The sequence below is a fragment of the Arthrobacter sp. B0316-5-4 genome, assembly GCF_059090325.1.
In genome coordinates, this window is record NZ_JBNHFN010000001.1 from 214,825 (window position 1) to 229,144 (window position 14,320).

General features: G+C 63.2%; 16 protein-coding genes, 1 other RNA gene and 1 riboswitch. Of the genes, 11 read left to right on the top strand and 6 right to left on the bottom strand.

What is annotated here, in order from left to right; genetic code table 11:
• Positions 1-70: 70 nt before the first annotated feature.
• From AC5RU9_RS00985 to AC5RU9_RS00995, 3 genes are all read left to right on the top strand, one after another.
• Complete coding sequence (locus AC5RU9_RS00985) at positions 71-919, top strand: DUF4097 family beta strand repeat-containing protein (RefSeq protein WP_494015003.1); 849 nt, start codon at positions 71-73, stop codon at positions 917-919.
• The gene (locus AC5RU9_RS00990; protein WP_494015004.1) at positions 919-1,533 is read left to right on the top strand and encodes a PadR family transcriptional regulator; all 615 of its coding nucleotides are present in this window, start codon (positions 919-921) and stop codon (positions 1,531-1,533) included. The genes AC5RU9_RS00985 and AC5RU9_RS00990 overlap by 1 nt, the downstream gene beginning before the upstream one ends.
• A gap of 103 nt (positions 1,534-1,636) precedes the next feature.
• The gene (locus AC5RU9_RS00995) at positions 1,637-1,711 is read left to right on the top strand and encodes a 50S ribosomal protein bL37 (protein WP_369299106.1); all 75 of its coding nucleotides are present in this window, start codon (positions 1,637-1,639) and stop codon (positions 1,709-1,711) included.
• Positions 1,712-1,825: 114 nt separating this feature from the next.
• Here AC5RU9_RS00995 and rsrA read toward each other — a convergent pair whose 3' ends face one another.
• Together rsrA and AC5RU9_RS01005 are read right to left on the bottom strand one after the other, a co-directional pair.
• A complete protein-coding gene (rsrA, locus tag AC5RU9_RS01000) occupies positions 1,826-2,086 on the bottom strand; it encodes a mycothiol system anti-sigma-R factor (protein WP_018776387.1) in 261 nt (86 codons plus the stop codon).
• Positions 2,083-2,886: a sigma-70 family RNA polymerase sigma factor gene (locus AC5RU9_RS01005; protein ID WP_494015005.1), complete on the bottom strand. Its 804-nt coding sequence runs from the start codon at positions 2,884-2,886 to the stop codon at positions 2,083-2,085. The genes rsrA and AC5RU9_RS01005 overlap by 4 nt, the downstream gene beginning before the upstream one ends.
• Positions 2,887-3,066: 180 nt before the next feature.
• Between AC5RU9_RS01005 and AC5RU9_RS01010 the strand changes: the two genes are divergently transcribed.
• From AC5RU9_RS01010 to AC5RU9_RS01040, 7 genes are all read left to right on the top strand, one after another.
• The gene (locus AC5RU9_RS01010; protein WP_309994526.1) at positions 3,067-3,582 is read left to right on the top strand and encodes a DoxX family membrane protein; all 516 of its coding nucleotides are present in this window, start codon (positions 3,067-3,069) and stop codon (positions 3,580-3,582) included.
• Positions 3,583-3,588: 6 nt separating this feature from the next.
• Complete coding sequence (gene aroA, locus AC5RU9_RS01015; protein ID WP_494015006.1) at positions 3,589-4,959, top strand: 3-phosphoshikimate 1-carboxyvinyltransferase; 1,371 nt, start codon at positions 3,589-3,591, stop codon at positions 4,957-4,959.
• A gap of 2 nt (positions 4,960-4,961) precedes the next feature.
• Positions 4,962-6,077, top strand: coding sequence for a ribosome small subunit-dependent GTPase A (rsgA, locus tag AC5RU9_RS01020; RefSeq protein WP_494015007.1), 1,116 nt, complete (start codon positions 4,962-4,964; stop codon positions 6,075-6,077).
• A gap of 54 nt (positions 6,078-6,131) precedes the next feature.
• Entirely contained in the window at positions 6,132-6,944 is an 813-nt protein-coding gene (hisN, locus tag AC5RU9_RS01025; RefSeq protein WP_211711505.1) for a histidinol-phosphatase, read from the top strand.
• A 183-nt stretch (positions 6,945-7,127) separates the two neighbouring features.
• Positions 7,128-7,241: riboswitch (SAM riboswitch) on the top strand.
• Positions 7,242-7,273: 32 nt separating this feature from the next.
• Positions 7,274-8,680 (top strand): aminotransferase class V-fold PLP-dependent enzyme, encoded by a 1,407-nt coding sequence (locus tag AC5RU9_RS01030; protein ID WP_494015008.1) that lies wholly within the window; start codon positions 7,274-7,276, stop codon positions 8,678-8,680.
• A gap of 63 nt (positions 8,681-8,743) precedes the next feature.
• Positions 8,744-9,589, top strand: coding sequence for a class I SAM-dependent methyltransferase (locus AC5RU9_RS01035; RefSeq protein ID WP_494015009.1), 846 nt, complete (start codon positions 8,744-8,746; stop codon positions 9,587-9,589).
• A 9-nt stretch (positions 9,590-9,598) separates the two neighbouring features.
• On the top strand, positions 9,599-10,312 hold the full coding sequence (locus AC5RU9_RS01040; protein WP_494015010.1) for a metal-dependent transcriptional regulator: 714 nt from the start codon (positions 9,599-9,601) through the stop codon (positions 10,310-10,312).
• Positions 10,313-10,329: 17 nt separating this feature from the next.
• Here AC5RU9_RS01040 and AC5RU9_RS01045 read toward each other — a convergent pair whose 3' ends face one another.
• Positions 10,330-11,784 (bottom strand): MFS transporter, encoded by a 1,455-nt coding sequence (locus tag AC5RU9_RS01045; RefSeq protein WP_494015011.1) that lies wholly within the window; start codon positions 11,782-11,784, stop codon positions 10,330-10,332.
• 31 nt (positions 11,785-11,815) lie between these two features.
• Here AC5RU9_RS01045 and AC5RU9_RS01050 point away from each other — a divergent pair, with 31 nt between their 5' ends.
• Positions 11,816-12,190: a hypothetical protein gene (locus tag AC5RU9_RS01050; protein WP_494015012.1), complete on the top strand. Its 375-nt coding sequence runs from the start codon at positions 11,816-11,818 to the stop codon at positions 12,188-12,190.
• Positions 12,191-12,195: 5 nt separating this feature from the next.
• On the opposite strand, the gene AC5RU9_RS01055 is transcribed toward AC5RU9_RS01050, so the two are convergent.
• The 3 genes from AC5RU9_RS01055 to smpB all read right to left on the bottom strand — a co-directional run bounded on the left by AC5RU9_RS01055 (position 12,196) and on the right by smpB (position 14,310).
• Positions 12,196-13,182, bottom strand: a complete 987-nt coding sequence (locus AC5RU9_RS01055) for a S1C family serine protease (protein ID WP_494015013.1) — start codon at positions 13,180-13,182, stop codon at positions 12,196-12,198.
• A 187-nt stretch (positions 13,183-13,369) separates the two neighbouring features.
• Positions 13,370-13,738: a transfer-messenger RNA gene (ssrA, locus tag AC5RU9_RS01060) on the bottom strand.
• Positions 13,739-13,839: 101 nt separating this feature from the next.
• On the bottom strand, positions 13,840-14,310 hold the full coding sequence (gene smpB, locus AC5RU9_RS01065) for an SsrA-binding protein SmpB (protein ID WP_211711499.1): 471 nt from the start codon (positions 14,308-14,310) through the stop codon (positions 13,840-13,842).
• Between the last annotated feature and the right edge of the window lie 10 nt (positions 14,311-14,320).

A 14,320-nucleotide genomic window follows, 5' to 3' on the forward strand; every position in this document is an offset into this window, starting at 1 on the left:
CATTGCACCCCTCCGATTCGCGATATATCGTGAGTTTTATCAACGCGATATATCGCAATCTGGAGGGGACATGTCTGAGGAGCTATGGACCGTAACTGGTCCGCAAACCATCGAAGTGGACCACGTCCGCTCGCTGAAGTTGGGAATCGTCAAGGGTCGCTTCGACGTGGTGACCCATGATGAGGACTTTGTCCGAATCGAAATCAGCGAGATTACCGGCGACCCGCTGACTGTCACCCTGGTGGATGGCCGCCTTGAAGTGCGCCATCAGCTACAGGGTCCGCAAGGCTGGTTCCGGAACCTGATGGGCACGGTCAACAACACCAGCACCAACTCCGTGGTGGTGGGAATCGCCCTCCCCAACGGCGTCGACGTCGAAGCGGGTACGGTCAGCGGGGATGGCATGGTGTCTGGCACCAGCGGCCGCACCCGGCTGAACACAGTCTCCGGTTCCGTCATGGCGGACGGGACCAGCGGCGAACTCCACGTCAACACGGTGAGCGGCGAGGTCATCGCCAGAAACCACGACGGCGTCCTGACCGCCAAAAGCGTCTCCGGCGAAGTTACGGCGTCGGGCACGTTCAAGAACGTCCGCGCGAACACTGTCAGCGGCGATCTCAGCTTCGACCTCCAGGACTACACGAACGATCTTGGGGCGAACTCCGTCTCCGGCGACCTGACCATCCGGCTGCCCCACGACGTTGGCTTGGACATCGTCGCGAAGTCGGCCAGCGGATCAGTGGTGATCGACGATCAGATGTACGCCCAGCCGGGCAGCAACGTGCACACCATCGTTGGACCCGATGAGCGGCTGATGCTGGTCCGCACCAACACGGTTTCCGGCAAGACGTACATCATGCATGCCTCCGCGCCCACACCGGACCACGACCACCCTGCCAGCGGGGAAGCAGGCCTCTGATGCCCCCAGTCTTCGCCCACGGGGCCCTGCGCCTCTACCTCCTTGCCTTGCTCGAAGCAGGCCCAAAGCACGGATATGAACTGATCAAGGCCCTGGGCGACCGCTTCGGCGGCACCTACTCCCCCAGCGCCGGCACCATTTATCCCCGCCTGGGCAAGCTGGAAGAAGAAGGACTCGTCGCCACCGAGACCGAAGGCAGGCGCACCAAGTACTTCATTACCGACGCCGGCCGCGCGGAGCTGGATGGCAGACGGGCTGAACTGGCCGATGTAGAGGACACCATCTCGGCATCGGTCAGGCGGCTCGCTGACAACCTGCGGGAGGATATCAGGACCAACATGCGTGGCCTGCGGGCAGACCTTGCAGCCACCGCGGAGGCCGCACGCAGCAGTGCTTCAGCAGCCGCCTCCCGAAGCCGGACCGGGGGGCACACGCCGGAGGGCCAACGCATCCTCAAGGAAGCTGAGCTGATGGTCCAGTCCTTCAGGGATGACATCCGGGTTGAATTGCGCCAGCACGGCGCTTCGCATCCGTTGACGCCTGTGGCCGTTGAAACAGTCCGTACCGTGCTGGACCAAGCACGCATATCGATCCGAAATTCGCTGCGGAGCTGACGGCCTGTTCCGCTCGGGGCGGCGCCGGTTCGCGACGCAGCACCCGGGTGTGCGAAACTGGAGGGCAGCTTTATTGAGTATCAATCCTTGAAGGAGGCCAGCTATGAGCAAGCGTGCACGTAAGCGTCGTGACCGTAAGCGTGGCGGCGCGAACCACGGCAAGCGTCCCAACACCTAAGCCAGCGGCTTAGTGTCACATGCCTAAAAGCGAGGGCCCCGGAAACCATTCGGTTTCCGGGGCCCTCGACGCTTAATACCCTTTGCCGGGACTAATACCCTGTGCCGGGACGGATCAGGCGTCCACGGGCTTGATGGAGTGAATCCTGTCAAGAATGGAATTCTTGAGGTTTTCCGGCGCGGACTCCGTGCACGAACGCTTAACCATGGTGCGGATAAGGCACTCGAGGTCGTACTGCTCGGCACATTCCTCGCAGGTATCGAGGTGCTGCTTGATTTCAGTGAGGTCCTCGCGGGTCAACGCACCGTCGAGGTACTCATAAATCCGCTGCATTCGCGTATCATCGCAATCGCCCAATCCCTGGCAGTCGCTCATTTCTCTTTCTCCTGATTGTTGCTTCCGGCCGCGGCCTGATCTTCGGTATGGGCCCTGAAGCCCCGTTCGGCGGCATAGTCCGCCAGCATGTCCCGCAGCATTTTCCTGCCGCGGTGCAACCGCGACATCACTGTGCCGATGGGAGTGTTCATAATTTCTGAGATCTGCTTGTACGCATATCCCTCGACGTCCGCGAAGTAGACCGCCAACCGGAACTCCGCCGGGATGGCTTGCAACGCGTTCTTGACGTCGGAGTCCGGCAGGTGGTCCAACGCTTCTGCTTCCGCGGACCGCAGCCCTGCGGAGGTGTGCGACTCGGCCTTGGCCAACTGCCAATCCTCAATCGTGTCCGAATTCGACTGCAGGGGCTCCCGCTGACGCTTCCGGTAGAGATTGATGTAGGTGTTGGTCAGGATGCGGTACAACCACGCCTTGAGGTTGGTACCGGGCTTGTATTGGTGGAAGGCGGAAAAGGCCTTGGTGTAGGCCTCCTGGACCAGGTCTTCCGCGTCCGAAGGGTTCCGTGCCATCCGCATCGCTGCCGAGTACAACTGGTCCACGTACTGCATGGCGTCGCGCTCGAATCGGGCGCGCCGCTGCTCGGACGTCTCAGTTGCGACGTCGACGGCGGCCGGCGCCTCCGCAGTGCCCTCTGCGGACGAGTCGGCTGCTTCATACATGGCCGCTGCGGCCGGTTCAATGGTGCTCATCGTTGCCAAGTCTACTGTCAGCTTCGGTGAAACCAGCTGTGAACCGTACCCAGGCTCGGACAGGACCGCCCGGTCCTTAACCAAAGTCAAAAAACCAACTCCGTTCAGCGAAGCGGCAACGCCATGCCGCGGTCCGGTCTCCACCGCACCTGAAGTTCACAACGGCCGCCGCTGGGTAAATATTCCGCAAAGGTGCAAGACTAGAGCAGACTGCACCCCGTGAACACAACACTCATCGAATAGTGTGGCAAGCCATCCAGGAGGCAAGACATGTCTGTTATCCGTTTTCTCGCGCGTCCCATGCTCGCGTCCAGCTTCGTCGTCGCAGGTCTGGACAAGCTACGGAACGCGGACGACACCGCGAAGCAACTCTCGCCCGTGCTGCGTCGCGCATCGGAGTCGCTGCCCTTCAAAGCAGACGAGAAGACCCTTGCCCGCGTTATCGGTGGCGCCCAGCTGGGCGCAGGAACCTTGCTCGGCCTGGGCAAGCTTTCCCGTTTCGCAGCAACTGTGCTGGTTGTGACCTCGGCCCTTAACTCCTATGTTGAGTGGCGCTCAGCCGATATCAGCACCAAGGAAGGCCGGATTGCCCGCAAGGCCCGCCTCCTCAAGAACATTTCCCTCACAGGAGGCGTCCTCCTGGCTTCCGTTGACACCGAGGGGCGGCCGAGTATCGCCTGGCGGGCAGAACACCTCGCTGCCGATGCCAAGAAGGTCACCGGCAAGCAGATCAAGCGCGCCGATAAAGCAGTACGCAAGGCCGTAGACAACGCAGTTGGAGCATAAGGAAGCATGACAGGTACCACCCCCGCAAACACCGATCCAACAGCAACCAGGACCCAGCTTCCGCTGTGGTCCGCCCCCTACGCTCGGGGGCCGGTGAATGCGTCGGTGACGGTACCGGGTTCGAAGTCCCTGACCAACCGTTACCTGGTGCTGGCGGCTTTGGCGGACGGCCCGTCACGCCTGCGGGCTCCCCTGCATTCCCGCGACTCTGCCCTGATGATCCAGGCGCTCCGGCAGCTTGGCGCTACGGTCACCGAAGAACCGGGTGACGGCGACTACGGACCCGATCTTTTGATCACGCCGTTGGACCCCATGGCCACCAGCGCAGAAACTGCGATCGATTGCGGGCTGGCTGGAACGGTGATGCGTTTTGTGCCGCCGCTCGCGGCGTTGCGCCGCGGGGCTACCGTGTTCGACGGCGACCCGCACGCACGCAACCGGCCCATGGGCACCATCATCGAAGCACTGGTTGCGCTGGGGGTTCCGGTCGCAGCTGAAGGCGGCAGGACGCCGTCGGCCCTTCCGTTCACCGTGGAGGGCACCGGCGAGGTGCGGGGCGGCCACCTGGTGATCGATGCCAGCGCTTCGTCGCAATTCGTGTCCGCCTTGCTGCTGGTGGGTGCTCGATTCACCGAGGGTCTTCACCTGGAGCACGTCGGCAAGCCTGTTCCGAGCCTCGACCACATCTCAATGACCGTGGCCACCCTCCGCAGCGTAGGGGTCTCCGTGGACGATTCGGTGCCCAACCATTGGCGGGTCTCCCCTGGCCCCATCAACGCCTTCGACCAGCGGATTGAGCAGGACCTTTCCAACGCCGGCCCCTTCCTGGCAGCCGCGTTGGCTACCAAGGGAACCGTCAGCATTCCCAATTGGCCATCCGGCACCACCCAGGTAGGCGACATGTGGCGGAGCATCCTCGCCACAATGGGTGCGGAGGTCAGTCTTCAGGACGGGACCCTCACAGTTACCGGCGGGCAAGAGATCAAGGGCGCGGAGTTCGACGAGACCAGCGAACTCGCACCCACCGTTGCCGCGCTTTGCGCACTGGCGGCCAGCCCCTCGCGGCTCACTGGCATCGCCCACCTTCGTGGCCACGAAACTGACCGGCTCGCCGCCTTGGTGGCTGAGATCAACAGGCTGGGCGGTGACGCTGAGGAAACGGCCGACGGCCTGGTTATCCGGCCAGCCGCCCTGCATGCCGGCGTAGTGCACAGCTATGCAGACCACCGCATGGCCACAGCGGGAGCGATCCTTGGCCTCGCCGTCGAAGGCGTCAAGGTGGAAGACATCGCCACCACCTCGAAGACCATGCCGGAATTCCCGGACATGTGGGTGCGGATGCTCGAATCTGCCGGCGCGGAAGAGGCCGGCAACTGACCATGGCCCGCGACGCACGCTCCTGGGATGAGTCCGACGTCCGTATCCGTCCCAACAAAAAAGGGTCACGGCCCAGGACCAAAGACCGCCCAAGCCACGATGACGCCGTCATTGGCCGCATCATCACCGTAGACCGGGGCCGGTACAGGGCAATTGTGGGGGAAGACTCCGACAACGAGCGCCTGGTCATCGCGGCACGGGCCCGTGAATTGCGGCGTAATCCCGTGGTCCCGGGTGACTTCGTCGCCTTGGTGGGCGACGTCTCCGGATCCCCGGATACCCTTGCCCGCCTGGTCCGCGTGGAGGAACGCAGGACGCTCCTGCGCCGCAGCGCTGACGATACCGATCCGATTGAACGCGTCGTAGTGGCCAACGCCGATCAACTCGTGGTGGTTGTGGCGGCGGCAAACCCCGAACCGCGGACCGGCTTCATCGACCGCGCCCTGGTGGCAGCGTACGACGCCGGTATCGAGCCGTTGCTGCTCATCACCAAGGCGGACGTCAAGGACCCGGCGGAATTGCTTGCGAACTACCTCAGCCTGGACTTCCCCGTGATCATCAGCCGGACAGCCGACTCAGAGGCCGGCGGTATTGACGCCCGCTCCGACGACGGCTTGTCCGCCAGGCTGGACCGGGACGCCGTCGCGCAGCTCCGCTCCCACCTTGGCGGAAAAGTAACTGTGATGCTCGGCCATTCAGGCGTGGGCAAGTCCACCATGGTCAACGCGCTCACGGGAGCCGAGCGCGCCACCGGCGGCGTGAACGCCGTGACGGGCCGCGGCAGGCACACCTCGTCGTCGGCGCTGGCGCTTAAACTCGACGACGCCCCCTCGGGAAGCTGGATCATCGATACGCCCGGTATCCGCTCCTTCGGTTTGGCCCACGTGGATCCGGACCGGATACTGCGTTCCTTCCCCGACCTGGAGCCCGGCACGGAAGCCTGCGAACGCGGCTGCAAGCATGACGCCACTGCCATCAACTGCGGCCTGGACGCGTGGGTAAACGATAGGCATGCCGGGCCGTCAGGCGTTGCCCGCCTTGCCTCGCTGCGTCGCTTGCTCGGTGCTGATCCCAGGCTTGAAGCAAAAGAGGCCAAGGAATTGGGGACCGTCAACTGATCGTTGCGGCTTCACGTCCCCACTGCAGCGATTGATTCAGGATAGTTTGGTGGCATGACCCATCCCGTTTCCACCTACAACGATGACCTGCGCCTCGCCCACGTCCTCGCCGACTCAGTAGATGCCCAGACCATGGATCGCTTCAAGGCGCTGGATCTGCAGATCGAAACCAAGCCGGACCTCACACCCGTCACGGATGCGGACAAGGCCGCCGAGGAAGCGATTCGCGGCCAGTTGTCCCGTTCCCGGCCCCGCGACGCCGTCCTGGGCGAGGAGTTCGGCAGCAGCGGGCACGGCTCGCGTCGTTGGATCATCGACCCCATTGATGGCACCAAGAACTTCGTTCGCGGCGTTCCGGTATGGGCAACGTTGATCGCGCTGGTCGATGAAGGCGAACCTGTGGTGGGCGTAGTGAGCGCCCCCGCATTGGGCAAACGGTGGTGGGCAGCCAAGGACATGGGTGCGTACATGGGCCGCTCGCTCGCCTCTGCCACACGCCTGAAAGTTTCCAACGTCTCCCGGTTGGCCGACGCCTCAATGTCCTATTCGAGCCTGTCCGGGTGGAAGGAGCGCGGCAACCTGGATGAATTCATGGGACTCACCGAGGACATCTGGCGTACGCGCGCTTACGGGGATTTTTGGTCCTACTGCCTGGTCGCCGAGGGCGCCGTGGACATCGCATGCGAACCTGAGCTGAATCTCTACGATATGGCAGCCCTGGTGCCCATCGTCACTGAAGCCGGTGGACGCTTCACGTCGCTGGAAGGTGAGGACGGCCCGTTCGGTGGCAACGCGTTGGCCACGAACTCCATCCTGCATTCGGAAGTCCTCAAACGGCTGAACCCCGGACTGGACGACCTGCTCTAAGCTGAGCGTGGCTCCCGCACAGTCTGGACCCTGACGAAACTTTCGACGGCGGATGGCTCCTTTTGGAGCCGTCCGCCGTTTTTTCTTCGCCTAAACAGCGACTTTTCCGCCAACGTAACAATGCGCTTAACAAAGCCAACAGGCTTTGGAGGGGCCGGATCGTATGCTCTAACCTTTTTTACAGGTCACGAGTGCCAGCGCTAAACCCCGGTTTGCTGGCCGGCAACCCTCCATTCGCGGTGGGGTGCCCCGGGTGACGACCCGGCCGGTCCGGAACGGATACGGCAAGCGCGGATCCCCCTGTGGGGGTCCCTCTTGAGTGAGGTCCCATGAGCACCGTTACGTTGAACGCCAACACCATTCCGTCTTTTGCCGAGGCAACCACGGCACCCGTATCAGCAGCACGGCCGCTGGCCGCTGTTACCGGCGCGGAGTTGCAGGCCCCCCTGATCCAGGGCGGCCACGTCCGTTACGCCAACCTTGACTACGGCGCATCAGCACCGGCCCTGACCATTGTTTCGGCGTACCTCAACGAAGTACTGCCTTACTACGCCAGTGTCCACCGCGGTGCGGGTTTCGCGTCGCAAATCAGCACATCCGTCTACGAGAATTCACGGAACATCGTGCGTGAATTCGTTGGCGGGCGGGCTGATGATTCCGTGATTTTCACCAGAAACACTACGGACTCCCTGAACTTGCTGGCCGGATGCCTTCCCGTGGTTGATGGCCAGGCAGCGGGCGAGGTCCTGTACCTGGACATCGAACACCACGCCAACCTGCTGCCCTGGCAAGGTGTGCCCCACCGAAGCGTCGTCGCCGCCCCTACACTTGCCGCTACCTTGGACAAACTCCGCAGCGAACTCGCCCAAGGCGGCGTGAGCCTGCTGGCGGTCACCGGCGCCTCGAACGTCACCGGTGAAATCCTCCCCATCGTCCAACTCGCCTCCCTGGCCCACGAATTCGGCGCACGGATCGTGGTGGACGCCGCGCAGCTTGCACCGCACCGCCGCATCAACATCGCCGAAGCGGACGTCGATTATGTCGTGTTCTCGGGTCACAAGCTCTACGCTCCGTTCGGCGCGGGAGTCGTTGTGGGGCGCCCTGACTGGCTCGACGCCGGGGTCCCCCACCTGGCTGGCGGCGGAGCCGTCCGTGAAGCCCGGTTGGATTCGGTCAGCTGGGCTACCGGCCCGGCCCGCCATGAGGGCGGTTCTCCCAACGTCCTGGGAGCGGCCACCCTGGCACGTGCCACCCAGGTCCTGGCCGGCCTGGACGAGCAGGAATGGCATGCCCACGAGGCGGCCATCCGTTCCTACCTGGTTAAAGGCCTGGAAGCGATCGAAGGCGTCTCGGTCCACAAAATCTTCACCGATTCCGTCGACACGATCGGCGTGGTCAACTTCTCCGTGGAAGGGTTCGACGCCGGTTTGGTCGCCGCCTACCTCGCGGCGGAGCACGGCGTCGGCCTTCGGGACGGCCGTTTCTGCGCCCACCCGCTGCTTAAGCGCCTGGGGCTCCCTTCAGGTTCGCTGCGGGCAAGCTTCGGCGTCGGCTCCCGGTTGGAGGACGCCACCAGGTTGCTGGCAGGCATCGAAGAACTCAAGCGCAACGGACTTGGCTGGGACTACGTGGTGGACGAAGGCCGCTGGGTGCCCGCGAACGACCACCGCAGCTACCCCGAATGGGCGCCCAACACTCCGGGCACAGCTGGCGCAGCGCCCTGCACTGTGGACTAGGAATCCGCGCACCAAGGGGTTCCACGGCTGCGGTAAATTCGTAGGGTAACTTTTGGCAACCCTATGAAGGAGCTCCGCGTGTCCACGCCGTCCCCGGGAGCCGCAAACAGTACGGCAGGCATTCCCGGACCAGCAGGACCGAGGGGTCCCAAGCTCCACGCCACCCGCAGGCACGAACTCGGCCAAAGCTTCCAGGACGGCGGGGAGCACTATGACCGCGTGCGCCCCGGATACCCCATGGACTCCTTGGAGTGGATTCTGCCGCACGGAGCCCGGACAGCGGCCGACATCGGTGCGGGTACCGGCAAGTTCACCTCCCTCCTCCTCCAGCGGGACCTGGAGGTTGCCGCCGTCGATCCTTCCCGGGACATGCTGGAACAACTTCGCAAAAGCTACCCGCAGGTCAACGCACTGGTGGGAACAGCCGAGGCAACAGGGCTGACGGACTCAGCATTCGACGTCGTCAGCGTTGCCCAGGCCTGGCACTGGTGCGATCCCCTCCCCGCCAGCACGGAAATCGCACGGATCCTCAGGCCCGGTGGAACGCTTGGCCTGATTTGGAACCAGTTGGATACGTCCATTCCATGGGTGCACCGGCTGTCCCGGATCATGCATGCAGGGGACGTCCACAAACCGGGATTCCGGCCAGTCATCGGCCCGGAGTTCCGTGGCCTGGAGCGCCACCTGACGTCATGGGAGGATCCCCTGACCCCGGAGGACATCATGGAGCTGGCGAAGTCACGCAGTTACTACCTCCGCGCCAGCGAGGCCACCCGGGCGAAAGTCATGGGGAACCTCCAGTGGTACCTCTACGAGCACCTTGGACATGCGACAGGCGAAGCAGTCCCCGTGCCCTACGTGACGCAAACGTGGCGTGCACTCAAGGTCCAGGACGCGCTGCCACGGTAGGCTTGGGGTGTGAAGACCAGTACGCCATCCTCCTCGATCGAGGACTACGTCAAGGTCATCTACTCCTACACGGAGTGGCAGGACAAACCGATCACTTCCTCCCAGCTCGCCCAGAGGCTGGGCGTGGCCAACTCCTCCGTCTCGGAAATGGTCCGCAAGCTCAAGGACCAGGGCTTGGTGGACCACCAGCCGTACAGCGCCATACGGCTGACGTCCGAAGGCATGCGCCTTGCCTTATCCATGGTCCGTCGGCACCGACTCATCGAGACCTACCTTGTGGAGGAACTGGGCTACAGCTGGGACGAGGTCCACGACGAAGCCGAAATGCTCGAGCATGCAGTAACCGACACCTTCATTGAACGCATGTCCGCCAAGCTTGGGCACCCCGTCCGGGATCCGCACGGCGACCCGATTCCGTCCGCGGACGGCACGGTGGAATTGCCCCACGCGTACCAAATGATCGAACTGGACCAAGGCCACGCCGGCAGGATCACCCGCATCAGCGACGAAAACCCCGATCTTCTTCGTTACCTGGCCGCCCAGGACATCGCGTTGGACGCCCCCGTTGAAGTCATGGGGCGCAAGCCCTTCGGCGGCGCACTGGTGGTAAAGATCGGCAGCGGACCAGACCGCCGTGAGTTTGACCTGGCCGACGAAGTGGCATCGGCCCTCTGGGTGCAGAGCGCCGGAGTCCATCCAGGGTGCGTTCTCCCAGCCCCCTGAAGTAGCCGCGCGACAGGCTAGCTGCGCTGGCTGGCGGGCCCGCCGTCGTCGGACGCCGCATCAGTAACGCTTCCTGCAGAAGCAGCCGCCTCACGCGGCGGATTCCGGATGCCGACCGCGGACGCCACCGCCCCGATGAGGAAAAGGGCTGCTGTGACCAGCAAGGCGTTGTCGAGGCCCTGCCGGGTAAACACCGGCCCGACGATCACCCCGGCGAAAGCGATCGTGATCAGGCCGGCAATGCGCGCTACTGCGTTGTTGACGGCCGAACCTATACCGGCCTCCTCGGTGGGCACCGCCCCAAGTATCGCCGCCGTCAGGGGGGCCACCAGCGTTGCCAAACCCACACCAAAGACAATCTGGCCGGGAAGCACCTGCGCCCAGTAGTTGAGGGGCTCCTGGACTGCCAAAGCCATCAGGAAGCCCACGCCACACAACACCGGACCCGCCGTCATGAACCATCGCGGCCCATATTTGCCGGCCAAGCCGCCAAAATAGGACGCGCACAGCATCAGGATGACCGTACCCGGAAGCAATGCAATGCCGGCCATCGTCGCACCCATGCCGCCCACCTGCTGGAGGTAGATGCCCAGGACGAAGAACCCCAGCGAAATCGCGCCATAAATAGCCAAGGTAGCCACATTGCCCCACCCAAAATTGCGGATGGCGAATAGCCTGAGGGGCAGCATGGGTTGGGCCGTCCTGGCCTCGTGGACGAGGAACAGCGCCAGCGCAACCGCACCAACCACCAACGGAGCCCACACCAGCGGGCTCGCCCAGCCCATCCTGCCCTGCTCGATGAAGGCATACACGGGGCCACCCAGGCCGACCATAGCGAGGAAAGCCCCGAGGTAGTCGATTTTCTTGCTCTTGTCCCGTGCGGCATCACTTGCGCGCAAGCCTGCCAGCATGGGCCAAATCAGGGCTGCAGGGACAACGTTGATGAAGAAGATGACCCGCCAGGAAAGCATGTCAACGGAAACACCGCCGATGAGCGGCCCCACAATCGCAGCCGCGCTGGTCCACCCGGACCACTGACCGATGGCCTTGGACTGGGCAGGGCCGGAGAACGACGTGATGATCATGGCCAGCGAACTCGGCACCAGGAGCGCCCCGGCAATCCCCTGCAGGGCCCGTGAAATCACAAGCACTTCCCCGGTCCACGCCAGCCCGCACATGACGGACGTCAACGCGAAACCCGCCAGGCCCCATTCCAGGATCCTGGCCCTGCCGAAATGGTCGGACAAAGAGCCGGCCACGAGGATCAGGGCACCCAAAGTCAGCAGGTAGGCGTCCACCACCCATTGCTGGATGACCAGGCCGCCACCCAGTTCCCGTCCGATGGCGGGAAGTGCGAGATTCACCACAAAACCATCAAGGATGGCAATGAACGAAGCCACGATTGCCACCACCAGCACGCGTTTTTGGAGCGGGGTGCTCGGTTGCACAGCGGCTACGTCAGTCATGAGCACAGCCTACGCCGGTGGAGTCCCGTATCGTTGAATGGTGATTAGCAGACGTGACGCCGCCCTGGCCCTGGATATTTCGATGGAAATGGCCCAACGCCACGGCATTCCGTCCCGCCTTAGCGAGGCAGACCTTCGCGACATGCAGGACAATCCCCCGGCCTGGCTGGCGCAGTCCCGTGCCAACCGCACTGGAAAGCGCCCCGTCTGGGTCCACCTCACCTGCGCTGTGTGCGGCTACTCTGAGGCTGTCCGGCCCAAGAAGTGGTGGCCGGACTTCTCCTTCGTCTTTTGCGGCACGCACCGGAACTCCGAGCTGCCCAAACTTTTCCTCGGCGAAGTCCGCAGCGAATATGAGGGTGTCGGCAGCCGCTTCGTCGGCGTCGTCGACGTACCCGAGAACCAGGCCTAGCCGCACTAACCCGGCTGCTGGCTCATTTCCGACGGCACCGCTATGAGTTGGAACGTTCGGCCCTCCCGCAGCACGGTGAGGGGGAATGGCTCGCCAATAGCCTCCTCAAAGAGCAGCTTTTGGAGGCTCTCCGCGCTGGACACCGCCCGCCCCTGGGCACGCAGCACCAGGTCTCCTGGCTGGAGTCCGGACCGTTCCGCAGGAGACCCTGCTATCACCTCGACGACGCGCAGGCCCTCCTTCTGGCCCGTCCGCACCACGGCGCTGGCATCAAGGGGAATCGGAGTGCTGACCAGGCCCAGATAGGCGCGACGTACCCGGCCATCTCTCAGCAACGAGGCAATGATCCTCTGTGTCGTCCTGTTGATGGGAACAGCCAACCCGAGCCCAAGTCCGGCGACAGCGGTGTTGATGCCAACTATGCGGCCCCTGGTATCAGCCAAGGCCCCACCGGAATTCCCTGGATTCAGCGCAGCATCGGTCTGGATGACATCCTCAATCACCCGCCGGTGTTCTCCAGCCCGGACCGGGATGGAGCGGCCCAAACCACTGACCACACCGGCAGTCACGGACCCGGCCAGACCGAGGGGATTGCCCACGGCAATCACCAACTGTCCCACCCGTAAAGAGTCCGCATTGCCCAACAGCGCCGGAGGCGGCGTGGATTTCAGCCCACGGACGACGGCCAGGTCGGACAAGGGATCCGCTCCCACCAACTCCACGTCGGTGTGCTTGCCATCGGCGAAGACGGCCCGGCCTGACTGGATGCCCGCCACGACGTGGGCATTCGTCAACAGGTACCCATCGCCGGTAAAGACGACGGCGGATCCGCTTCCCACACGCACCTGGCCACGACGCCCTGTGCTTGTCATCTCGATGGCGGCAACATGGGGTGTCACGGAATCCGCCACCCTGATGACGACCTGCGAGTAAGCGTCCAGTGCCTGGTCTTCGTCCGGAACCTGATGTTCAAACTCAGGCTCTGTACTCATCACTTGCCTCCTGCCAAACTCGGACCGCGTTCTGCCGAACCTGTCCGGCTTTGCGGTTACCCAGTACAACGACCGGCACTCAGCGGCTAGTCCGGTTTGCGGTACGCCGTGGGTGAACGTGGCTTCGGGCAGCTAGTTTGCGGGCACGAAGAAAGCCCCCGGATCACGTGGATCCGAGGGCTTTCAGGGGTGGAGATGGGGGGAATTGAACCCCCGTCCGATGTCGTTTTGTCAGGGCTTCTCCGGGCGCAGTTTGCGTCGGATTTTCTCGGCCCCAGCCATCCTGCAAACAGGTAGCTGATCCGGGCCCAGTCATCTAAGAGTCCCGTTTACCTCAATGACGAAGGCAAACAGCAGTGGCTATCTAAATGACGCCAGGATCCGGGGCGATAGCAACCCCGGGCTGACGGACTGTCTTACTGCTTAGGCAGCGAGAGCGAAGTCAGTGCGCTTAGATTCGGCACTTATTGGTTTGCAGACAGCGTTTACGAGATAATTCTGCATCCTCGGCCCGCTTCACCTGTCGCGACTAACATCGTCGAAACCGATCATCCCCGTATTTTGTTACCAAACCGGCAAGAACCCTGAGGTTCCCGTCGGACTACTCAGCATAGCGCATTAATCCGCTGTTTCATTCCCGGACACGCGCGAAGCCGACTAGCGTCGGTTGCGTTCCCGCAGTTCACGCAGGGATTCACGCTTGTCCTGCTGCTCACGGAGGGTTTGCCGCTTGTCGTAGTCCTTCTTACCGCGGGCAAGGGCGATTTCCACCTTGGCGCGCCCGTCCAGGAAATACAGCTGAAGCGGGACCACCGTGAAGCCGGACTCGCGGATCTTCTGCGAAATCTTGTCCAGTTCTTCCCGGTGCAGCAGGAGCTTACGACGCCGGCGCGCGGCATGGTTGGTCCAGCTCCCCTGGTTGTACTCGGGAATGTGGATACCCTCCATCCACAGTTCGTCATTGTAGAAGGTACAGAAGCCGTCCACCATTGAGGCATGGCCCTCACGAAGGGACTTCACTTCTGTTCCCATGAGGGCAATGCCTGCCTCATAGGTGTCCAGGACATGGTAGTTATGCCGGGCCTTCCGATTGGTGGCCACTACCTTACGGCCACTTTCCTTGGGCACGGTAGAACTC